Source organism: Actinophytocola algeriensis, assembly GCF_014203735.1.
GTDB classification, from domain to species: Bacteria; Actinomycetota; Actinomycetes; order Mycobacteriales; family Pseudonocardiaceae; genus Actinophytocola; species Actinophytocola algeriensis.
Genome location: NZ_JACHJQ010000004.1, coordinates 520734 through 542618, shown reverse-complemented (window position 1 = coordinate 542618; position 21885 = coordinate 520734). Strand labels below are relative to the sequence as shown.

Sequence of the window (21885 nt, the reverse complement as noted above, 5' to 3'; positions counted from 1 at the left end):
TGCCGCCACAATGGCATACATGGACCCATTGTTCGACCGAGATAAAGCCGAGGACGTCCTGTCCTCCGTGGCCGCGGCGGCGCCGGACTACCTGGCCGGGCTCGATGCGCGGCTGGTCCGGGACGTCGCAAGCCTCCCGCTGCTCGACGGGCTCGACGGGCCGTTGCCCGAGGACGGCCACGGCGCCCCCGACTCGGTCGCGGAGCTGTTGCGGATCGGTACCGCGGCGGCCACGCACTCGTCTGGCCCCCGGTTCTTCCACTTCGTCGTCGGCGGGTCCACCCCGGCCGCGATGGCGGGCGACTGGGTCACGTCACTGCTCGACCAGGTCGGCGGGATGTGGACCGCGTCCGCGTTCGCCACCACGGCGGAGACCGTCACGCTGCGCTGGCTCAGGGACCTCTTCGGGCTGCCGCCGGACTGGGGTGGGGTGCTCACACCGAGTGCCACGTTCGCGAACCTGACCGGGCTGGCGTGCGCGCGCCAGTGGTGGGGCGAGCAGCACGGGGTCGACGTGGCCGCGGACGGCATCGCCGGGCTGCCGCGCATGCCGGTGATCGCGAGCGGCTACGTGCACGCCAGCGTGCGGAAAGCGTTGCAGATACTGGGTTACGGCCGCGACACGGTCCAGGTCCTCGCCAGCGACGACGCGGGCCGGGCGGACCTCGACGGCATGCGGGCGGCGTTGTCGTCCGGCCCCGCCGTGCTCGTCGGGTGTGCGGGCGAGGTGAACGCGGGTGACTTCGACCCGCTGTCCGACATGGCGGACCTGGCGGAGGCGCACGGCGCGTGGCTGCACGTCGACGGCGCCTTCGGGCTGTTCGCCGCGCTGTCCCCGAGGACCGCACACCTGGTCGACGGCGTGGCGCGCGCGGACTCGGTCGCCGCGGACGGGCACAAGTGGCTGAACGTGCCGTACGAGAGCGGGTTCGCGTTCGTCCGGGAGCCGGAACGACTGGGCACGACGTTCGGGTCGTGGAACGCCCCGTACCTGGCGCCGATGGACGACACGTCGATCGACTACAACTGCCTCGGCCCGGAGTCGTCCCGGCGGGCAAGGGCACTGCCGATCTGGGCGTCGCTGCGGGCGTACGGCCGGACGGGACACCGGGCGATGGTGGAGCGCCACCTCGACCTGGCGGAGCGGCTGGAGTTCCTCGTCGACCAGTCCCCTGACCTCGAACTGCTCGCGCCCGCACAGCTGTGCGTGGTGTGCTTCCGCTACACCGCCCCGAACCACGACCTCGACGCGCTCAACACCGCACTGGGCAAAGCCATCCTGGACGACGGCCGAGTGTACGTGGGCACCACCGTCTACAGAGGAATGATCGCCCTACGCCCGGCGATCGTCAACTGGCGCACCACGGAGGCCGACATCGACCTACTGGTGAAGGTCGTCCGCGAACTGGGCGCCCAGCTGGCACTGCGCCCACCACGCTGACCGGGGGTATTGGCGGCGGTTCAACCGGCCCGGGTCTTCTGCCGTGAATGGCGCTTTCACGGCGTTGAGCGCCGTCAACGCGCCATTCACAGCACCCGCCACGCGAAGGGCACGCGCATCGCCGCGGGCGGTGACCCCATGGCACTAGACCGAGTCCCGCACACCGATCCGCCGCGACACGGCCACCGCCAGATCGGACACCAGCCGACGCAGACGGTCCGCGGTCGCCTCGCACGACACCGGAGCCGGGGTGCGGAGCGTGAGGCCCGCCAGCTGCCTGCCGTCACCACCCACGATCGGAGCGCTGAACTGATCGCCGCCGAACCGTTGCCAGCTCGCGTTCAGGTGGTAGCGGTCGTCGTCGTGGCACACGATGTCCAGGTCCGCCAGCGTGTGGAGCAGGCGGTGCACGGTGGTCTTCGGCTGCCCGCTGATCTCCACCAGCCGTGCGAGCCGTATGCCGTCCGGGGCGCCGGACAGTAGCTCGAGCAGCTGGAACGCGTTGCGGACCGCTCGGTTGGAGGTCACGGTCGTCATGCGCGTCGCCCCTTCCGTTCCAGATTGAAAACGTAGTATTGCAGGATCGTGGGACAATTTTCTACCCTCAGTGTGACCTGGATCCCTGCCGAACGGATGTGCACGATGACCACACACCAGGGAGTCGACAAGAAAGCACTGCGCCGGGCCTACACCGCGAGCCTGTCCGGAACAGCGTTGGAGTACTACGACTTCGCCGCCTACTCGGTCGCCGCCGCGACCCTGTTCGGTGACCTGTTCTTCCCTTCCGGCGACGACCTCGCGGGCACCATGGCGGCCTTCTCGACCTACGCCATCGGCTACCTCGCCCGCCCGCTCGGCGGCATCGTGTTCGGCAGGCTCGGCGACGTCATCGGCCGCAAGAAGGTCCTGGTCCACACGCTGATGCTGGCGGGGGTCGCGACGTTCCTCATCGGCCTGCTGCCCACGTACGCGACGATCGGCGGCACGGCGGCGATCCTGCTGGTGGTGCTGCGGTTCGCACAGGGCGTCGCGGTCGGCGGCGAGTGGGGCGGCGCGGTGCTGCTGTCCAGCGAGTACGGCGATCCGAAACGGCGCGGGCTGTGGGCGTCGGCGGCGCAGATCGGCCCACCGGCGGGCACCCTGCTCGCCAACGGCGTGATCGCGCTGCTCGGCGCGCTGCTGACCGAGGCCGCGTTCGAGTCGTGGGGCTGGCGGGTCGCGTTCCTGCTGTCGGCGGTGCTCGTCGGGTTCGGCCTGTGGATCCGGCTGCGGCTGGAGGAGACGCCGGTGTTCAAGGCGATCGCCCAGCGGGAGGAACAGCCGAGCGCGCCGGTGTCGGAGGTCGCGCGGACCGAGCGGCGGGCGCTGGTCGCGGGGATTCTCGTGCGCGTGTGCCCGGACGTCATGTACTCGCTGTTCACCGTGTTCGTCCTGACCTACATGGTGAACGAGCTGGACATGTCGCGGGCGCAGGGCTCGGCCGCGGTCATGATCGGCTCGGCGGTGCAGCTCGGGCTGATGCCCGCGTTCGGCGCCCTGTCCGACCGCGTGAACCGGCGGAAGCTGTACCTGTACGGCACGATCGCCGCGGCCATCTGGCCGTTCGTGTTCTTCCCGATGGTCAGCGGCGGCTCGTTCGTCCTGCTCGCACTCGGCATCGTGGTCGCGCTGGTCATCCACGCCGCCCTGTACGGGCCGCAGGCCGCGCTGATCACCGAGCAGTTCTCGCCGCGGCTGCGGTACACGGGCAGCTCGCTCGCCTACACCCTCGCGGGGGTCATCGGCGGCGCGCCCGCCCCGCTGATCCTCGCGGCCCTGCTGAACTGGTTCGAGTCGTGGTGGATCCTGGGCGTGTACCTGGGGCTCACCGCCGTGCTGACCGTGGTTGGCTTGTGGCTCGCCCGCGACCCGGCCGAGGAGGACGAGGTCGCGCCCGCCGCCGAGGAGAAAGTCCTGTCGTGACAGTCATCGACCTGAACGTCGACATCGCCGAGGGGTTCGGCGCGTGGCGGATCGCCGACGACGACGCGCTGCTCGCCGTGGTGTCGAGCGCGAACATCGCGTGCGGTTTCCACGCGGGCGATCCCGGCACGATCCGGCGCGCGTGCGTGACCGCGGTGGCGCACGGCGTGTCGATCGGCGCGCAGGTCGGCTACCGCGACCTGGCCGGGTTCGGCAGGCGCTTCATCGACATGCCGCCCGCCGAGCTGGTCGACGACCTGCTGTACCAGATGGCCGCGCTGCGGGGCATGGCCGAGGTCGCGGGTGGACGGTTGGCGTACGTGAAGCCGCACGGCGCGCTGTACAACGCGATCGCGACGCACGAGGAGCAGGCGGCGGCCGTGGTCGAGGCGGTGACGACGTTCGACGCGTCGCTCGCCGTGCTCGGCATGCCGGGGTCGCGGTGGCTCGCGCTCGCCGAGGCGGCCGGGCTCGAGACGGTGGCGGAGGCGTTCGCCGACCGGGCGTACACGCCGGAGGGCCGCCTGGTGTCGCGGCGCGAACCCGGTGCGGTGCTGCACGATCCGGACGTGGTCGCGCGGCGCGCGGTGCGGTTCGCGACCGACGGCACGGTGGTGGCGGTCGACGGGTCCGTGCTGGCGATGCCCGCGCGGTCGGTGTGTGTCCACAGTGACACACCGGGTGCGCTGGAGCTGGTGCGCGCGGTGCGGGACGGCATGACCGCGGCGGGGGTCACGGTGGAGAGCTTCCGGTGAAGGTCCGCCGGTGCGGTGAGTCGGCGTTGCTGATCGAGACCGACGAGGTGCTCGGCTGGTACGCCGCGCTCACCGCCCGGCCCCTGCCCGGGGTGGTGGACCTGGTGCCGGCGGCGCGGACGCTGCTGGTGCGCTACGAGTCCGATGTGGACTTCGACGCGGTGGTGTCGCGGCTGTCGGACGTGACACCGGTCGCCTCGGCGGCCGAGTCCGGGGAGCCGGTGACGATCCCCGTGCGCTACGACGGCGAGGACCTCGCCGACGTGGCGACGGCGACCGGGATGTCGGCGGACGAGGTCGTGTCCGTCCACACGGGACCCGAGTACACGGTGGCGTTCACGGGTTTCGCGCCCGGTTTCGGGTACCTGACGGGGCTCGACGACCGGTTGCGGTTGCCGAGGCGGGAGTCGCCGCGCACCCGCGTGCCCGCGGGGGCGGTGGCGGTCGCGGGAGAGTTCACGGGGGTGTACCCGCGGCCGTCACCGGGCGGGTGGCACCTGCTGGGCCACACGACCGCGCCGCTGTGGGACACGACGCGGGAGCCGCCCGCGATGTTGCGGCCGGGGACGCGGGTGCGGTTCGAGGCGGTGGCGTCGCTGCCCGAGGTTCCGGACCGGTCGGCTCCGGTTCCGGTTGTCGAGCACGGGATCGAGGTGATCCGCTGTGGACCGTCGGGCACCGTTCAGGACACCGGCCGGCCCGGCTGGGCCTCGCTCGGCGTCGGCACCTCGGGTGCGGCGGACGCGGCGTCGGCGGCGCTCGCGAACCGGCTGGTGGGCAACGCGCGGGAAGCGGCGGTGGTGGAGCTGTCCTTCGGTGCGACGCTCGCGTTCCGGGAGACGGCGCGGGTGGCGGTGACGGGCGCGCTGTGCGCCGTGTCGCGCGACGGCCGGGGCGAGGGCATGAACGCGCCGTTCACGGTACGTGCCGGTCAGCAGCTCGTGGTGGGCCCGGCTTCGGTGGGGCTGCGCGCGTATGTGGCGGTGCGGGGCGGCATCGCGGTCGAGGCGACGCTGGGTTCCCGCTCGACGGATGTGCTGTCCGGGCTGGGGCCGCCGCCACTGGCGGCGGGGGCGGTGCTCCCGATCGGTGGCGCCCACAGCGGGCCGCCGCCCTCGGTGGAGGTGGCGCCGGTCCCGGCACCGTCGGCGGACGAGCTGGTGGTGCGGGTGGTACCGGGCCCCCGGGACGACTGGTTCACCGAGGACGCGCTGACGACGCTGATCACCGCGTCCTACACGGTGACGGCGGACAGCAACCGTGTCGGGGTGCGGCTCGACGGCCCGGCGCTGGCGCGGGCACGGGACGGTGAGCTGCCGAGCGAGGGCATGGTGACCGGTTCGGTGCAGGTTCCCTCCGGTGGCAAACCGATCGTGTTCCTCGCCGACCACCCGGTGACGGGCGGTTACCCGGTGATCGGGGTCGTGGTCGAGGCGGACCTGCCGGTGCTGGCGCAAGCGCGGCCGGGCCAGGCGGTGCGGTTCAGGCGCTGCGGTACGCCTCGACGATCTGGTGCTCGGAGTCGTCCAGGTACTTGAGGAGGAGCCGCTCGGCGCGGGCCCCGTCCCCGGCCTCGATGGCGGTGAGGATCTCCTTGTTGCGCTCGAGATAGGGCTCGTGGAAGCGGCGCGGGTCGGCCATGGTGTGGAAGACGAGCCGCAGCTCGGCGAGGGTGTTGCGCATCAGCTCGTCGATCCGCGGACTGTCGGAGAGCGACGCGACCGCCTGGTGGAACAGCATGTTCGCGGTGCCGAGCGCACGCCAGTCCTGCTCCTTCATCGCGGCGTCCCCGGCCCGCACGGCCGCGACCATGTCATCGACCTGCGGCGGCCGCCCTTTGAGCGAGCGGACGGCGGTGCACTCGACGAGCTTGCGCACCCGGTACACGTCGCTCACGTCGGCGACGGACAGCATGCGGACGAAGACGCCGCGGTTCAGCTCGTGGACGAGGAGCCGCTCGTGGGACAGGAGCCGGAACGCTTCCCGCAGCGAGTTGCGGGACACCTTGAACGAGTCCCCGATCGCCTTCTCGACGAGCCGTTCACCGGGCCGGTAGACACCTTTGATGATCCGCTCGCGCAACGCGTCGGCGAGCAGCTCCACGGTGCTGGGCCGGTCGATCAGCAGACGATCGGTGTCCAGCTCGGCATCCACGACGCGCTCCCAAAGTCCCTGACCAGCAACGTCTGCGAGTGTATCCGATCGCCCTACAATCCTTCGGCCTCGACCGCGGACCGGAACGCGGCCCACGGAGCGTGCCCGGTCCGCTCCACCGGCCTCCGCCTCGGCCATCCGGAATTTTCTTTCCGGTCATCTTCAGGTCTGGTAAATCTTCGACCTCGGCGGCAGACTCTGTTCGTGTCGAAGAGATTGCTCTCCCTCCTTGCCGCCGCCGCTTCGGCCGTGGCGCTCGCGGCGCCCGCCGCCGCTGATACGGACGCCGCCACCAGTGATGCCGCCGCCTTCCCCGGCGACGACTTCCTCGCCTCCGCGCGTCAGGCCAAGGCCGCGCCGGAGGACCGGATCGAGACCGCCTCCCGGACGCGGCCCGTCGCGCCGGGCGTGACGCTCCGCTCCTTCGACCGTTACGGGCCCGACGCCTACACCGGCGCGCCCACCTGGCTGCAGGGCGACAGCCTCACCGTCGACCTCACCAAGGGCACGACCGTCGACTACCTCTTCCCCGGGCAGGTCGCCAAGGGCGAACCGCTGAGCGCCACCGCCAACCGGGCCGGGGCGGTCGCCGCCGTGAACGGGGACTTCTTCGACATCAACAACTCGAACGCCGCACTGGGGGTGGGGATCAAGGACGGTGAGCTGATCCAGTCGCCGGACTCCGAACCCACCTGGCGGCAGTCCTCGGCGATCTTCACCGAGCGTGGTGTCGGGGACATCGGCGAGGTGTTCTTCGAGGGCACCATCACCACGCCCGACGGCGACCTCGGCCTCGACGGGGTCAACAAGCCGACCCTCAGGGCCGGCGGCATCGAGGCGTTCACCCCGCTCTGGGGCACCTACTGCCGCTGCCGTGCCACCCAGGGCGCCACCGCGGTCGCCGAGGTCGAGGTCAGGGACAACACCGTCGTCGCCGTCCGGGACGCAGCCGGTGAGGGCGCGATCCCCGCCGGCACCATGATCCTCGTCGGGCGGGACGCCGCGGCCGCCACGTTGACACAACTCGAGCCAGGTGACCCGGTCAGCATCGACTACCGGGCGCGCACCGCGGACGACCAGAAGATCCACGCCGCCATCAACGGCCGCCAGCTGCTCGTGGTCGACGGTGTCGCCCAGAAAGCCAGCCAGGGCAACAACACCCCCGCCGCACCGCGGACCGCGCTCGGGTTCTCCCGGGACGGGCGGAAGATGTTCCTCCTGTCCGCCGACGGCCGCCAGCCCGCGTTCGCCGACGGGCTCGGGCTCGACGAGCTGGCCGGCATGATGGTCGAGCTCGGCGCGTGGAGCGCGGTCAACCTCGACGGCGGCGGCTCCACCACGATCGTCGTGCGTGAGCCGGGTGCCACCACCGCGCAGCTGGAGAACCGGCCGTCCGACGGCGCCGAACGCAACGTGCCCAACGGGCTCGGCCTGTTCGCGCCCGAGGGAAGCGGGCGGCTCAAGGCGTTCTGGGTCGAGACCAAGCTCGACCCGACCCGCGCGTCCGGCGCCTCCACCGTCGCGCCGAGCCACCCCGAGCGCGTCCTGTCCGGCCTGTCCCGCACGCTGACCGCCGCCGGGTACGACGAGACCTACGGCCCCGCCGCGGGCGACCCGCGCTGGCGCACCGACAACGGCACCGTCCGGGACGGCGTGTTCACCGGCCGCAGGCCCGGTGCGGCCACCGTGGTCGCACAGGACCGCGGCGCACGCGGCGAGACCACCCTCACCGTCATCGGCGAGGTCGCGCGCACCGCGCCCACCAAGGAACAGATCGCACTGTCCAACCCGGACGAGACGACCACGTTCGGCGTCCTCGGCTTCGACGACGACGGCACCAGCGCGCCCGTCGAGCCCCGGGACGTCACGCTCACCTACGACCGGAACCTCCTCGACATCACGCCGAACGCCGACGGCCAGTACACCGTGCAGGCCGAGCAGCCGACCGGTTCCGCGCTGGTCACCGTCGACGTGCGCGGCAAGAAGTCGGTCCTGCCGGTGACCGTCGGCCTCACCGAGGTGTCCGTCGCCGACTTCACCGACACCGCGGGCTGGAAGTTCCTCGGCGAGCGCGCCACCGGTGCCGTCGCCCCCGCGACCGGCCACGACGGCCAGGGCCTGCGCCTCACCTACGACTTCACCCAGAGCACCGGCACCCGCACCGGTGGCGCCGTCGCGCCGCCGGGTCTCGTGCTCCCCGGCCAGCCCAAGGCGATCCGGCTGTGGGTGAACTCGACCGGCAAGGGCGAGTGGGCGAGCATGCAGGTCTGGGACGGCAACGGCACGCTGCTACCCGCCTTCCGCGCCGGCTACCTCACCCACACCGGCTGGCGGCAGCTCGAGTTCCAGGTGCCCGCGGGCACCACGTACCCGTTGACGCTGCGGCGTTTCTACGCGGCGGAGACCGTCGCGAGCAACAGCTACCACGGCGACCTCGTGATCGACGGGATCACCGCGCTCGTACCGCCGACGCTGGACGTGCCACCGCAGCCGGTCGTCGAGGACCCGGTGATCCACTCGACGGCGGGCGGTGACTGGCGGTTCGCCGTCATGTCCGACGCGCAGTTCGTGGCCCGCGACCCGGACAGCGACATCGTCCGCAACGCGCGCCGCACGCTGCGGGAGATCAAGGCCGCGAAGCCGGACTTCCTGATCATCAACGGCGACCTCGTCGACGAGGCGTCGGCGGCGGACTTCGCGCTCGCCAGGAAGATCCTCGACGAGGAGCTGGGCGGCACGCTCCCGTTCCACTACGTGCCGGGCAACCACGAGCGCGGCAACAACTCCCTCGACAACTTCCGCGCGGTGTTCGGCGACACCCAGCAGGTGATCGACCACAAGGGCACCCGGTTCATCACCATGGACACGTCCGGCATCAACCTCCGGGCGAGCGACTGGACCCAGCTCGGCCGCCTGCGCACCGAGCTGCAGAAGGCCGCCACGGACCGGCGCGTGAAGTCGGTGGTCCTCGTCGAGCACGTGCCGCCGCGCGACCCGACGCCCGCCCGCGCGAGCGAGCTGTCGGACCGCAAGGAGGCCGCGACCATCGAGTCCTGGCTGTCGGCCTTCCAGGACCGGACCGGCAAGGGCACCGCATTCATCGGCGCCCACGTCGGGACGTTCCACGCGAGCCACGTCGACGGCGTGCCGTACTTCGTCAACGGCAACTCCGGCAAGAACCCCTCGACCTTGCCGTCCGAAGGCGGGTTCACGGGGTGGTCCCTGTGGGGCGTCGACGACCGCGGTGCGCCAGGCGACTGGCTGGCCGCCGAGGTCCGCCCGCACGTCGACACGCTGACCGTCGACGCGCCGGACTCGCTGCCCGTCGGGCGGTCCACCGTGGTCACCGCGAGCATCACGCAGGCGGACCGGACCGTCCCGGTCGCCTACCCGGTGTCCGCCAGGTGGTCCGCGTCGCCGAACGTCCACATCGGACCCCAGCGGGACGCGAAGCGCTACCACACGGCGAACTTCGACCCGGCGACCGGTGAGCTGACCGCGCTGCGGCCGTCGACGATCACGCTCGCGGTGACCGTCAACGGCGCAACCCAGCGCCAGACGCTCGACCTGATCGCCACGCGCACGGCCACCGGCTAGTGCTGTGTCCACCAACGTTTGCCGGGTCCTGCGGCGGGTCCGACCAAGCCGGCGGTGATCGCCGTACCGGGGTGGGCTGGTATGCCGTGAAAGGCGCGTTCGGGACATGGCAGGCGTTGTGAATGGCGCGGTGAGGGCGCCCAGTGCCCTGAAAGCGCCTTTCACGGCAGGCAAGCACAGCCCGGGCCGCCGGCGCACACGGAGACCTAGACGGACCGCAGGGGCAACTCGAACCGCCCGAACACCCAGGTGCCGGGCGCGTTCGGGTTGTCCCCGGCCCAGAACTCCGTCCACAGTTCGGTGAACTCGTGCCGCGACAGGTACCCGTCACCGTTGCCGTCGAGCAGCCCGAACACCTCGTCGGTGTCGGTCGGCTGCCCGGTCCACGCCTCGATCAGCTCGCGGTACTCGCCTGCCGAGATCCGCCCGTCACCGTCCGCGTCGACCGCCTCGAACATCGCGTCCGCGGTCGCGACCACCGGCGAGGTGTCGGCCGCGAGGCCGTCGACGACCAGCAGCACCTCGTCCAGCGTGACCCGGCCGTCGCCGTCGGCGTCGGACTCGGCGAGGAGCATCTGCCACCAGCCCGTCATGATCGCCGTCAGCCGCCGCGCCTGCGCCGAGGCGGGTGGCAACCCGCGGTTCTCGGTCCACCGCGCGGCCAGTGCCGAAAAGTCCGATTCGGTCAGGAACCCGTCGAAATCGACGTCCATCGCACCGAACACCACCGCGGTCTTGCGCCGCTGCAACTCACTCGCCATGGAAAAAGCTTTGCCCACAACGGACAGTCGGGACAATTGACCGAGCGAGTGGCGGATGCCGTGCCGGCGACTACTTTCCGTCGGCGTTTCCCGGCATTCGGGTAATCCATCCCACCACCTCGGGTGAACCCCGTCAACACGCCGAAATGCCTGGCAATTTCCCAACTCCGGCTACCTACGAAAGTCGGTGCCGTGATCATGAATGCGCTTTCTAACGTCCTCGCGAGGCCCATTTCGTGGGCCGACCCTGCAGAGAACACTCACTGGCGAGGTGCTTTCATGATCAGGAAGTCCTTCCTCACCGCGGCTGTCGGGGCCGCGTTGGTCGCCGCTCCACTGACCGCGGGTCAGGCCGCGGCCGCACCGGTCACGCCCCAGGACGTGACCCCCGCGGCCGTCACGGTCTACTACGACGTCTCCGGTGCACCGACGTACGCGTCGCAGATCCGGGAGGGCGCGGCGATCTGGAACGCGTCGGTGTCCAACGTGCGGCTGGTCGAGAACTCCTCGGCCGCCACGCTCGACTACTACGAGGGCAACGACCCGTCCGGCTCGTACGCCTACACCGACGGTCACGGCAACGGCTACATCTTCTTCGACTACACGCAGATGGGCCAGTACTACCAGGTTCGGGTCACCGCGCACGAGACCGGCCACGCGCTCGGCCTGCCGGACAACTACTCGGGCCCCTGCTCCGAGCTGATGTCCGGCGGCGGCCCCGGCCCGTCGTGCACGAACGCCTACCCGAACGCCACCGAGTCGTCCCGGGTGAACCAGCTGTGGGCGAACGGCAGGAAGGCCCGCGGCGAGATGGAGCTCATCCAGGAAAAGGTTCCGGCCGGCGCGTTCTGAGCGAACGGACTCCCCCGGGGGCGGTGACCACACCAGGTCACCGCCCCCGGCTCACGAACAGGCACACTGGAGACGTGACGACCTGGCGTGACACCACCTCGGAGCACGTGCAGTCCGACCTGGACCGCCTGCTCAACACGGTTCTGCCGTTCGCGGACGAGATGCTGCGGCGGCACGGCGAGTTCTACCCGTACGGCGCGGCCATCACCCGCGAGGGCGAGGAGCAGGTGTTCGCCGCGGACACCGCCGAGGCGGCGGACCCGAACCCGTCCGAGGTGCTGACGAGCCTGGTCAGCGGCATGTCCGCCGAGTCCAACGACCTGCGCGCCGCGGCCCTGGTCAGCGACGTGACCAGCGAGAAGACCGACGCGATCATGGTCCACCTCGAGCACGCCGACAGCATGGCCATCACCGTCGTCCTCCCCTACCGCTTCGCGGGCACGGACGCCGAGGACCCCGAGGTCGAGTACGAGGACATGGCCGCCACCCCGGCAGAGGCCCTCATCTGGCGCCGCTCGCTCTGTTAGGGATCGGTCAGCGGCTCCCGAGCTGGCCGGCCAGGTCCTCGAAGTCGGTCGCGTGCAGGTCCGCCGTGACGTCCTCCGGCCGGTCCGCTTCCTGACGTGGGCCTTTCTCGCGAGGGCGGTGCACGAACGCGGTGCGCAGACCGGCCGCACGGGCGCCGTCCAGGTCCCACTTGTGGGCGGCCACCATCAGGATCTGCGACGGCTCGACGTCGAGCAGCGCCGCGGCCCGGTGGTAGACCGCCGCGTCCGGTTTGTACGCCTGCGCCAGTTCCGCTGACAGCACGCAGTCGAACGGCAGGCCCGCCTTCTTGACCAGGTTCGTGAGCAGCGCGAATCCGCCGTTCGACAGCGCAGCGGTGGTGTGCGCGGCGCTGATGCGGGTCAGGCCCGGGACCGAGTCCGGCCACGCCGGCAGCGTGTGCCACGCCCTGACCAGGCGGTCGCGGGTCGGCTCGTCGACAGGGCGACCGGCCAGCAGGCCGTCCAGGGACTCGCGGTGCAGCGTGTCCAGGTAGGCCCACTCGCGCTCGCCGGTGCGGACGCGGTCCATCGACGGGGCGTACTCGCCCCGCCACCGTGCCGCGAACTCGCCAGGGTCAACCTCCGGCAGCAGCGCCGCCACCTGTGCCGCCACCCCGGTGTACCAGTCGACGGTCGTACCGAAGATGTCGCACGCCACCACGCGGATGTCCATGCCCCTCAGGCAACCACACTCGGGTTCAGTCGCGCGAAGCCTTCCTGGCGCTGGTACGGGAAGTACGGGTACGGCGCCGTCGTCGCGCTCGCCTCGTCCAGCCGGGACACCTGCGCGGGAGTCAGTTCCCAGCCGATCGCGCCCAGGTTCTGGCGCAGCTGCGCCTCGTCGCGGGCGCCGATCAGCACCGACGACACGGAAGGCCTGCGCAGCAACCAGTTCAGCGCGATCTGCGGCACCGCGCGCCCGGTTTCCGCCGCGATGTCGGTCAGCGTGTCCACCACGCGGTACAGGTACTCGTCGGCCACCGGTGGGCCGAACGCCGCCGTGCGGTGCAGGCGGCTGCCCGACGGCAACGGCTGGTCGCGGCGGACGCGGCCGGTCAGGCGGCCCCAGCCCAGCGGGCTCCACACCACGGCACCCACGCCCTGGTCCAGGCCGAGCGGCAGCAGCTCCCACTCGTAGTCCCGGCCCACGAGCGAGTAGTACACCTGGTGCGCGACGTACCTCGGCAGTCCGTGCCGGTCGGCCGCGGCGAGGGACTTCATCAGCTGCCACCCGGAGAAGTTCGACACCCCCACGTACCGCACCTTCCCCGCGCGCACCAGGTCGTCCAATGTGGACAGCACCTCCTCGACGGGGGTGCCCGCGTCGAAGGCGTGCAGCTGGAACAGGTCGATGTGGTCGGTGTCCAGCCTGCGCAGCGCCGCGTCGGCCGCGGTCAGCAGGCGGGAGCGGGAGGAACCGCCGTCGTCGCCGGCCAGTGGCAGGCTGGTCTTCGTCGAGATCAGCGCCCGGTCGCGCCTGCCCTTCAGCGCCGCGCCGAGCACCTCCTCCGACGCGCCGTCCGAGTAGACGTCCGCCGTGTCGAACAGCGTCACGCCCGCGTCGAGGCAGATGTCGACCAGCCGCCGCGCCTCGGTGACGTCCGTGGTGCCCCAGTTGCCGAACAGCTCGCCCCGGCCGCCGAACGTGCCTGCGCCGAACGCGAGCGCGGGGACCTTCATGCCGGACGCGCCCAGTCGTCTGTACTCCATGATCACTCCCTAATGGAACTACGGTTCCTTTAAGGTAGCACTAACGGAACTGAGGTACCATTAGCCCATGGAACGACCAGGTGGGCGGACGGCACGCGTGCGTGCGGCGGTACTGCGCGCGGCCGGGGACGTGCTGGCCGAGCAGGGTTTCGCCCACCTCGAGCTGAGCGACCTGGCCCGCCGCGCGGACGTGGGCAAGACGACCGTGTACCGGCGCTGGGGCACGGTGACGGCCGTGGTGACCGACCTGCTCGCGGAGATGGCGGCGGAATCGGTGCCCCGCACCGAGACCGGCACGCTCTCCGGGGACCTGCGCGCCAACGCCCGGCTGGTGCTGACGACGCTGACCGACCCGAGGCAGGGCCCGCTCTTCAAGGCCGTCATCGCGGCCGCCACCTGCGACGACGCCACCGCGGCGGCCCTGCGCGGGTTCTACGCGACGCGGGTCGCCGAGTGGGCGCCGTGCGTGACGCAGGCCGTCACCCGGGGCGAAGTCCCGAGGGGCACGGACGCCGAGGAGGTCATCCGCGCGGTGTCGGCGCCGCTGTACTACCGGCTCCTCACGGGCACCGGTGACCTCGACGAGACCACCGCCGACCGGGCCGCGGCGGCCGCCGTCACAGCCGCCGTGGCCGGGGTCTTCACCAGCGCGGGCGCCACCGCGAGCACGTGACACGGATTGTCGGTGTCCCCGGCTACCCTGGCGTCGGCGACGGAGAGGATGGCCGACTTGGGATCGCGGTGGACGGTGGCGCAGGTACTCGCGCTCGCGCCCGACTCAGGTTCCGCCAAGTCGGCCCGCGGTCTCGCCAACCCGCGCACGTGGTCGGACCTCGGCAGCAACGAGTCGCTCGTGTGGGGCAAGTGCCAGGGCAGCGCCCGCGCCCCCTACCAGGTGACCGTCGACCTGAACGAGCCCGCGTTCCGGTGCACGTGCCCGTCCCGCAAGTTCCCCTGCAAGCACGGGCTGGCGCTGCTCCTGCTCTGGTCGGCCAACGACGGTGTCGTGGCCGACCTCGACACGACGGAGCCCTTCGCCGCCGACTGGGCCGCCGACCGGGCCGCGCGCACGAAGAGCGCCGCCACGGGCAGGACACCCGACCCCGAGGCCCAGGCCAAACGGCTGGCCGAGCGCGAGTCGCTGATGTCGGCGGGCATCGACGACTTCGAGCGCTGGCTGCACGACATCGCCCGCCAGGGCCTCGCGAGCGTCCGGCGCCAGCCGCCGGGTTTCTGGGACGCCGCCGGCGCCCGGCTCGTCGACGCCCAGGTGCCCGGCCTCGGGGAGCGGGTCCGCGCGATGGGCAGCGCCGTCCACGCGCGCCACGACTGGGCACCGCACCTCCTCGGTGAGCTGGGCCGCTGGTACCTGGCCGTCAATGCGTGGCGCCGCCGCGCCGAGCTCGACCCGGCCGCCATGGGCGACCTCCGCGCACTGCTCGGCTGGTCGCGCCGCACCGAGGAGGTCCGCTCCGGGGAACGGCTCGCGGACCGCTGGCACGTCGTCGGGCTCAGCCAGGAGGAGGACGAACGGCTGCTGTCGCAACGGACCTGGCTGTACGGCGAGCACACGAAGGAAACGGTCGTACTGCTCGACTTCGCCGCGGCGGGCATGGCGCTGACCGTCTCGCACGTCCTCGGGTCCGTTGTGGACGGTGAGGTCGCGCTGTACCCGGGCGGGGCGCCCCGGCGCGCCCTGTTCGCCGGTGACGAGCACAAGGTCGCCCAGGGCGAAGGGCTGCCCGGCGCCACCGACGTCGGCGCCGCGCTCGACCGCGCGGCCCGCTGGCAGGCCGGGAACCCATGGCTGCGCCGCGTCCCCATGGCGCTCACCGGCATGACCGTCGTGCCCGGCGACACCCCGCTGCTGGTCGACCGGAACGGCGCGGCACTCACGCTCGCCCCCGACACCGACGTCTGGCAGCTCCTCGCGCTGTCCGGCGGCCACCCGATCCCCGTGTTCGGCGAGTGGGGCGGCGAGCGCTTCCACCCGCTGAGCGCCGAGATCGACGATCGGCTGGTGAGCGTGTGACCGGGAGCGGAGCGACGGAGCGGGCGCCGTCTGGACTGAGGAGCGCGCGCAGGCGCGCCAGCGCCGAGCACGTGACGAGGGAAGACGGTGCGGTAGCGGAGGAGCGCAGCGACCCATGAGTACGGACTGGGACGAACTCCTCGGTGCCGCGCTCGTCGGCACCGCGCGCCGCGGGTTCACCGTCGACCGGCTCGGCATCCCGGGCGCGGACGGCGTCGCGGCCGAGGGCGCGGAGGCGCAGCTCCTGGCCGCCGCCGCGCTCGCCTCGGGGTACCGGCGCGCGGGCTGGGTCCCGCCGGTCTGGCGCGGCACCCCCGCCCCGCCTGCCGGGCCCGACGACCGGCCGGAGTGCTCCCCCGCCGCGGCGCAACTGCTGGAACTGCTGCTCAACCGCACGATCCGGATCGAGGGCGGCACCGACCTCATCGTGCTCCACTGGCTCGCCGCCGCACGCGCCGCCGGGCAGCGGCCGCCGCACCCGATGGTCGTCGACCTGTTGCGGTTCGGCACCGCCAACACCGCGACCCGTGCCGTCATCCGGGACGTGCTCGGCCCGCGCGGCGCGTGGCTCGCCCGGTTCAACCCGGCGTGGCGGTGGGCGGCGACCGTCCCGCCGGAGGACGTCGTCGAGCGCTTCGCCACCGCCACCCGCGCCGACCGGCTCGCGCTGCTGGCCGACCTGCGTGCCACCGAGCCCGACTTCGCCCGCACGCTCGTCGAGGACACGTGGGACGACGAGCAGGCCGCGACCCGCGCCGGGCTCCTCGACACGTTCCACATCGGACTCTCCGAGCGCGACGAACCGCTGCTGGAGCGGGCACTCGACGACCGCGCCGCCTCCGTGCGGGCCGCGGCCGCCGCGATGCTCGACCGGCTGCCTGGCTCCGCCCGCGCCGCGCGCATGGCCGCACGCGCCACCGCGCTGATCACCGTCGGGAAGGGCCTTACCGTCGAGCTGCCCGACGAACCCGACGCGGCCGCCCGCCGCGACGGGGTCACCGACCACCGCGAACCCGGCTACGGCCGCGCCGCGTCCTGGCTCATCCAGATCCTCGCCGCCACCCCGCTGTCCACTTGGGATCCCGACCTGATCGGTGACGCGGACCAGGAGGTCCTCACCGGCTGGACGAAAGCCGCGCTGCGGCAACGGAACCAGGAGTGGCTGGCCGCGCTCGCCCGCCACCAGCCGGGGCCGGAGCTGATCGGCGCGCTCACCCCCGAGGTCGCCACGGAGATCCTCGCCGGCCAGAAGAAGCTCGACGCCCGCTTCGGTGGTCTCCTCGCCGCCGCGCGCGGGCCGTGGCCTGCCGAGTTCTCGGCCGCGCTGATCAACCGGATGCGCGCGCAGAAGACCGAGAACGTCCTGCAGCTGGCGGCTTCCGCGCTGGCAGAGCACCTGCACCCCGCCGCGCTCGCCGCCGTCGAGGGCTGGCTGCTGACCCTCGACGCCGAACGCAAACCCGCCCGCCGCGTCCTGCGCGGCCTCGCCCACGCACTGACCGTGCGAGCCACGATCGACCAGGAGTTTCGATGACCGAGATGCTTCGGGCACATGCCGAGCAGGAGCACGCCGAGGAACTGGCGGTGCTCGCGAGGACCGACGACCGGCCCCGCCCGCCGAACTGGAAGCTGTCGCCGTGGGCGGTCGCCACCTACGTCCTCGGCGGTGAGGCACCCGACGGCACCCCGATCTCGCCGAAGTACCTGGGGTCGCGGCGGCTCATCGAGGTCGCGATCGCCACCCTCGCGACCGACCGCGCGCTGCTGCTCCTCGGTGTCCCAGGCACCGCGAAGACGTGGTTGTCCGAGCACCTGGCCGCGGCCATCTCCGGCGACTCGACCCAGCTGGTGCAGGGCACCTCGGGCACGTCGGAGGAGTCCATCCGCTACGGCTGGAACTACGCGCGCCTGCTCGCGGAGGGCCCGTCACCGCAGGCGCTGGTCGCGAGCCCGGTGCTGCGGTCGATGGAAACCGGTGGCATCGCGCGGATCGAGGAGCTGACCCGCATCCCGTCGGACGTGCAGGACGCGCTGATCACCGTCCTGTCCGAGAAGACGCTGCCGATCCCCGAGCTGGACAGCGAGGTGCAGGCCCGCGCGGGCTTCAACATCATCGCCACCGCCAACGACCGCGACCGCGGCGTCAACGACCTGTCCGCCGCGCTCAAGCGCCGGTTCAACGTGGTGATCCTGCCGCTGCCCGACGACGCCGAGTCCGAGGTGGAGATCGTGCGGCTGCGGGTCGCGCAGCTCGGCCAGTCGCTGAAGCTGCCCGGCGACCTGGAGAACGTCGACGAGATCCGCCGCGTCGTGCAGGTGTTCCGCGAACTGCGGGACGGCGTCACCGACGACGGGCGCACGAAGGTCAAGTCGCCGTCCGGCACGCTGTCGACGGCCGAGGCGATCTCCGTGGTCACCAACGGGATCGCGCTCGCCGCGCACTTCGGCGACGGTGTGGTCCGTGCGGGCGACGTGGCGGCCGGGCTGCACGGCGCGGTCGTGAAGGACCCGGTGCAGGACCGGATCATCTGGCAGGAGTACCTCGAAGCGGTGGTGAGGGAGCGCAAGCCGTGGGGCGACCTGTACCGGGCGTGCCGCGAGCTGGTGTGAGCGGAGCTTGCGGAGCGAACCATTGACACCGAGCGGAGCTTGCGGAGCGAACCGTTGACACAGGGCACTTCCCACGACGAGCGGGTCCACATCCTGGGGATCCGCCACCACGGGCCGGGTTCCGCACGTGCCGTGGCGACCGTGCTCGCCGAGCTGGACCCGGAGATCGTGCTGATCGAGGGTCCGCCGGAGCTGGACGCGGTCGCACCGCTCGCCATGGCGGCCGGGATGCGCCCGCCCGTCGCCGGTCTGGTGTACGCGGTCGACGCGCCCGCGACCGCGTCGTTCTACCCGATGGCGGTGTTCTCCCCGGAGTGGGTCGCGCTGCGGTGGGCGCTGGAGCACGACCGGGAGGTCCGCTTCCTCGACCTGCCCGCGAACGTGGCGCTGGTCCTCGGGGACAGCGACGACGGCACCGACGACCCGGACGCCCAGCCGCCGATGGACCCGATCAAGACCCTCGCCACCGCGGCCGGTTTCGACGACGCGGAACGCTGGTGGGAGGACGCGGTCGAGCTGCGCTACCACGGCATGGACGTGTTCCACGCCGTCCTCGACGCCATGCGCACACTGCGCGAAGGGCACGTCCCCGACCTGCGCACCCGCCGCCGCGAGGCCGCCATGCGCCGCGTGCTGCGGGTCGCGCTCCGCAGCGAGGCGGAGCGGATCGCGGTCGTGTGCGGGGCGTGGCACGCGCCGGTGCTGGTGCCGTCGGAGTTCCCGACGCAGACCGCGGACACGCAGTTGCTGAAAGGCCTGCGCACCGCCAAGGTCGCGGCAACGTGGGTGCCGTGGACGTCGACGCGGCTGGCCAGGATGAGCGGCTACGGCGCCGGCATCGAGTCGCCCGGCTGGTACCACCACCTGTTCACCGCCCCCGACGAGGTTGTCAGCCGCTGGCTGGTGCGGGTGGCGCGCCTGCTGCGCCGCGAACAGCACGACGTGTCGTCGGCCGCGGTCATCGAGGCCGTCCGCCTCGCGTACACGTTGTCGGCGATCCGCGACCGCCCGCACCCCGGGCTGCCGGAGGTCCTGGAGTCCTGCCAGGCCGCGCTGTGCGGCGGCTCGAACGTCCCCATGCGACTGGTCGCGCGCAAGTTGCTCGTCGGCGACATCCTCGGCCGCGTCCCGCGCGAGACCCCCATGGTGCCCCTCGCCATGGACCTCGCCAAGACGCGCAAACGCTTGCGCCTCAAGCAGAGCGCCGCCGAGCAGCAGCTCGACCTGGACCTGCGCACCGAGACGAACCTCGCTCGCAGCAAGCTCCTGCACCGCCTGCTGCTGCTCGACGTGCGGTGGGGTGAGCGGGCCGACACCTCCCGCGGCAAGGGCACGTTCCGCGAGTCGTGGACCCTCGAGTGGACGCCCGAGCTGGAGGTCGCGCTGATCGAGGCGAGCGGCTACGGCACGACCATCGAGTCGGCGGCCACGGCCGTGGTCGCGGCGCGGACGCTCGAGGCCGACATCGCCGAGCTGTCCGTGCTGGTCGAGACGACGCTGACCGCCGACCTGCCCGCCGCGCTGGGCGGGGTGCTCGCCGCGCTCGACGAACGTGCCGCCAGGCAACACGACACGACCCGGTTGATGGCGGCGGTCGAGCCGATGGCGCGGGTGCGCCGGTACGGCAACGTGCGCCGCGCGGACACCGAGGTCGTGCAGCGGGTGCTGACCGGCATCGTCACGCGCATCGCGATCGGGCTGCCCGCCGCGTGCACCGCACTGGACGAGGAGGCCGCGGCCGAGGTCCGCGAACTCGTCGATGCCGTGCAGCGCGGCATCGGCCTGCTGGACCAGGAGGAACTGCGCGTCGTCTGGTACGGCGCGCTCCGGTCGGTCGCGGACCGGCAGAGCGTGCCGGGCCTGATCGCGGGCCGTGCGGTGCGGCTGCTGCTGGACGCCGGCCTGGTGGACGTGACCGACGCGGCCGCGCGGCTGTCGCGGCAGCTGTCGCTCGCGGCGGACGCGACGCAGGCCGCGGGCTGGCTGGAGGGGTTCCTGTCGGGCGAGGCGGCGCTGCTGGTGCACGAACCGGAGCTGCTGGAGATCGTCGACGAGTGGGCGACCGGGGTGAACGGGGAGCTGTTCGACCACCTGCTCCCGTTGCTGCGCAGGACGTTCGCGGAGTTCAGCGCGACCGAGCGGCGCGACATCGGGTTGCGGGTGCGCCGCATCGACCGCGGCGAGGGCGCGGCGGGCGGGCGCGGGGACGACGGCGATCTCGACCACGAGCGCGCTTCCCTTGTGGTGCCACGGATTCTGGAGCTGTTGCGATGAGTGAGCGGTTGCGCCGGTGGCGGATGATCCTCGGCGGCGAGGACGCCGACGGCACCGGCACGTCGCTATCCGGTGTGGACGCCAAACGCGACGCGACGCTGGAGGCCCTGTACGACAAGCAGGAGGACCGGCGCGGCGGCCTGGGCAGCTCGTCGCCCCGGGTGGCGCGGTGGCTGGGTGACATCCGCGGCTACTTCCCCAGCTCGGTCGTGCAGGTCATGCAACGCGACGCGATGGACCGCCTCGGGCTGCGGGAGCTGCTCCTCGAGCCGGAGCTGCTGGAGTCGGTGCAGCCGGACGTGCACCTGGTCGGCACGCTGTTGTCGCTCAACCGCGCTATTCCCGAGCGGTCGCGGGACACGGCACGCGCGGTGGTGCGCAAGGTCGTCGACGACCTGGAGAAGCGGCTCGCGCAACCGACGCGGCAGGCGGTGAGCGGCGCCCTGCACCGCGCGAACCGCACGCACCGGCCGCGGCAGGCGGACATCGACTGGAACCGGACCATCCTCGCGAACCTGAAGCACTACCAGCCGGAACAGCGCACGGTGGTGCCGGAACGGCTGGTGGGCTACGGCCGCAGGCTGCCCAACGTGAGCAAGCAGATCGTGCTGTGCCTCGACCAGAGCGGCTCGATGGCCAGTTCCGTCGTGTACGCCAGCGTGTTCGGCGCGGTGCTGGCGTCGATCCGGTCGCTGCGCACGCAGATCATCGCGTTCGACACGGCCGTCGCGGACCTGACCGAGCAGCTGACCGACCCGGTGGAGCTGCTGTTCGGCGTGCAGCTCGGCGGCGGGACCGACATCAACGCGGCGCTCGCGTACTGCCAGAGCCGGATCGAGGCGCCCCGGGACACGGTGCTGGTGCTGATCAGCGACCTGTACGAGGGCGGCAACGAAGAGGAGATGCTGCACCGCGCGCGGGCACTCGTCGCGGACGGCGTGCAGGTGGTGTGCCTGCTGGCGCTGAGCGACGAGGGCGCTCCGGCGTACGACCACGACGTGGCGGCCGCCTTCGCGGCGATGGGCATCCCCGCGTTCGCGTGCACCCCCGACAAGTTCCCGGACCTGATGTCGGCCGCGATCCAGCACCAGGACATCGCGACGTGGGCGGCGACCAACGACATCCCGGTGGCGGCACCGGCCGACGAGTAACCGTCCGATTCGTTCAAGGCAGCCCGGCACGCGGCCGT

The 21885-nt window shown here is 72.1% G+C and carries 18 protein-coding genes and 1 pseudogene; 14 read left to right on the top strand and 5 right to left on the bottom strand.

The features are described 5' to 3' along the window. Nucleotides 1–19 precede the first annotated feature (19 nt). Entirely contained in the window at nt 20–1441 is a 1422-nt protein-coding gene (locus tag FHR82_RS20465) for a pyridoxal phosphate-dependent decarboxylase family protein (RefSeq protein WP_184812059.1), read from the top strand. A gap of 144 nt (nt 1442–1585) precedes the next feature. Here the strand turns inward: FHR82_RS20465 and FHR82_RS20460 are convergent, their stop codons facing one another. Continuing rightward, the gene (locus FHR82_RS20460) at nt 1586–1978 is read right to left on the bottom strand and encodes a helix-turn-helix domain-containing protein (protein WP_184812058.1); all 393 of its coding nucleotides are present in this window, start codon (nt 1976–1978) and stop codon (nt 1586–1588) included. 105 nt (nt 1979–2083) lie between these two features. Here FHR82_RS20460 and FHR82_RS20455 point away from each other — a divergent pair, with 105 nt between their 5' ends. The 4 genes and pseudogenes from FHR82_RS20455 (at nt 2084) to FHR82_RS45245 (ending at nt 5696) form a co-directional block, all read left to right on the top strand. Beyond that, complete coding sequence (locus tag FHR82_RS20455; protein WP_184812057.1) at nt 2084–3403, top strand: MFS transporter; 1320 nt, start codon at nt 2084–2086, stop codon at nt 3401–3403. Then, nucleotides 3400–4158, top strand: coding sequence for a LamB/YcsF family protein (locus FHR82_RS20450; protein WP_184812056.1), 759 nt, complete (start codon nt 3400–3402; stop codon nt 4156–4158). The genes FHR82_RS20455 and FHR82_RS20450 overlap by 4 nt, the downstream gene beginning before the upstream one ends. Next, nucleotides 4155–4748: pseudogene (pxpB, locus tag FHR82_RS46270) on the top strand (5-oxoprolinase subunit PxpB); the annotation flags it as partial. The gene FHR82_RS20450 and the pseudogene pxpB, both read left to right, overlap by 4 nt. Beyond that, a complete protein-coding gene (locus tag FHR82_RS45245) occupies nt 4731–5696 on the top strand; it encodes a 5-oxoprolinase subunit C family protein (RefSeq protein ID WP_376706431.1) in 966 nt (321 codons plus the stop codon). The pseudogene pxpB and the gene FHR82_RS45245, both read left to right, overlap by 18 nt. Here FHR82_RS45245 and FHR82_RS20440 read toward each other — a convergent pair. Then, the gene (locus FHR82_RS20440) at nt 5641–6312 is read right to left on the bottom strand and encodes a GntR family transcriptional regulator (protein ID WP_311771185.1); all 672 of its coding nucleotides are present in this window, start codon (nt 6310–6312) and stop codon (nt 5641–5643) included. The genes FHR82_RS45245 and FHR82_RS20440 overlap by 56 nt on opposite strands. 204 nt (nt 6313–6516) lie before the next feature. On the opposite strand from FHR82_RS20440, the gene FHR82_RS20435 reads away from it, so the two are divergent. Then, nucleotides 6517–9909 (top strand): phosphodiester glycosidase family protein, encoded by a 3393-nt coding sequence (locus FHR82_RS20435; protein WP_221464013.1) that lies wholly within the window; start codon nt 6517–6519, stop codon nt 9907–9909. 206 nt (nt 9910–10115) lie between these two features. Here FHR82_RS20435 and FHR82_RS20430 read toward each other — a convergent pair whose 3' ends face one another. Next, entirely contained in the window at nt 10116–10670 is a 555-nt protein-coding gene (locus FHR82_RS20430) for an EF-hand domain-containing protein (RefSeq protein ID WP_184812053.1), read from the bottom strand. 279 nt (nt 10671–10949) lie between these two features. On the opposite strand from FHR82_RS20430, the gene FHR82_RS20425 reads away from it, so the two are divergent. Continuing rightward, complete coding sequence (locus tag FHR82_RS20425; RefSeq protein WP_184812052.1) at nt 10950–11522, top strand: snapalysin family zinc-dependent metalloprotease; 573 nt, start codon at nt 10950–10952, stop codon at nt 11520–11522. 74 nt (nt 11523–11596) lie between these two features. Beyond that, entirely contained in the window at nt 11597–12049 is a 453-nt protein-coding gene (locus FHR82_RS20420; protein ID WP_184812051.1) for a hypothetical protein, read from the top strand. A gap of 7 nt (nt 12050–12056) precedes the next feature. On the opposite strand, the gene FHR82_RS20415 is transcribed toward FHR82_RS20420, so the two are convergent. Both FHR82_RS20415 and FHR82_RS20410 read right to left on the bottom strand, forming a co-directional pair. Beyond that, complete coding sequence (locus tag FHR82_RS20415) at nt 12057–12743, bottom strand: haloacid dehalogenase type II (RefSeq protein ID WP_184812050.1); 687 nt, start codon at nt 12741–12743, stop codon at nt 12057–12059. A 5-nt stretch (nt 12744–12748) separates the two neighbouring features. Continuing rightward, a complete protein-coding gene (locus FHR82_RS20410; protein ID WP_184812049.1) occupies nt 12749–13780 on the bottom strand; it encodes an aldo/keto reductase in 1032 nt (343 codons plus the stop codon). 67 nt (nt 13781–13847) lie between these two features. Here FHR82_RS20410 and FHR82_RS20405 point away from each other — a divergent pair, with 67 nt between their 5' ends. The 6 genes from FHR82_RS20405 (at nt 13848) to FHR82_RS20380 (ending at nt 21847) form a co-directional block, all read left to right on the top strand. Further along, nucleotides 13848–14453 (top strand): TetR/AcrR family transcriptional regulator, encoded by a 606-nt coding sequence (locus tag FHR82_RS20405; RefSeq protein ID WP_184812048.1) that lies wholly within the window; start codon nt 13848–13850, stop codon nt 14451–14453. A gap of 48 nt (nt 14454–14501) precedes the next feature. After that, the gene (locus tag FHR82_RS20400; RefSeq protein WP_184812047.1) at nt 14502–15812 is read left to right on the top strand and encodes an SWIM zinc finger family protein; all 1311 of its coding nucleotides are present in this window, start codon (nt 14502–14504) and stop codon (nt 15810–15812) included. 115 nt (nt 15813–15927) lie between these two features. Then, nucleotides 15928–17346: a DUF5691 domain-containing protein gene (locus tag FHR82_RS20395; RefSeq protein WP_184812046.1), complete on the top strand. Its 1419-nt coding sequence runs from the start codon at nt 15928–15930 to the stop codon at nt 17344–17346. Beyond that, a complete protein-coding gene (locus FHR82_RS20390; RefSeq protein WP_184812045.1) occupies nt 17343–18422 on the top strand; it encodes an ATP-binding protein in 1080 nt (359 codons plus the stop codon). Before FHR82_RS20395 ends, FHR82_RS20390 begins: the two co-directional genes overlap by 4 nt. Nucleotides 18423–18476: 54 nt before the next feature. Continuing rightward, the gene (locus FHR82_RS20385) at nt 18477–20696 is read left to right on the top strand and encodes a DUF5682 family protein (RefSeq protein ID WP_184812044.1); all 2220 of its coding nucleotides are present in this window, start codon (nt 18477–18479) and stop codon (nt 20694–20696) included. After that, a complete protein-coding gene (locus FHR82_RS20380; protein WP_184812043.1) occupies nt 20693–21847 on the top strand; it encodes a VWA domain-containing protein in 1155 nt (384 codons plus the stop codon). The genes FHR82_RS20385 and FHR82_RS20380 overlap by 4 nt, the downstream gene beginning before the upstream one ends. Nucleotides 21848–21885: the final 38 nt, after the last annotated feature.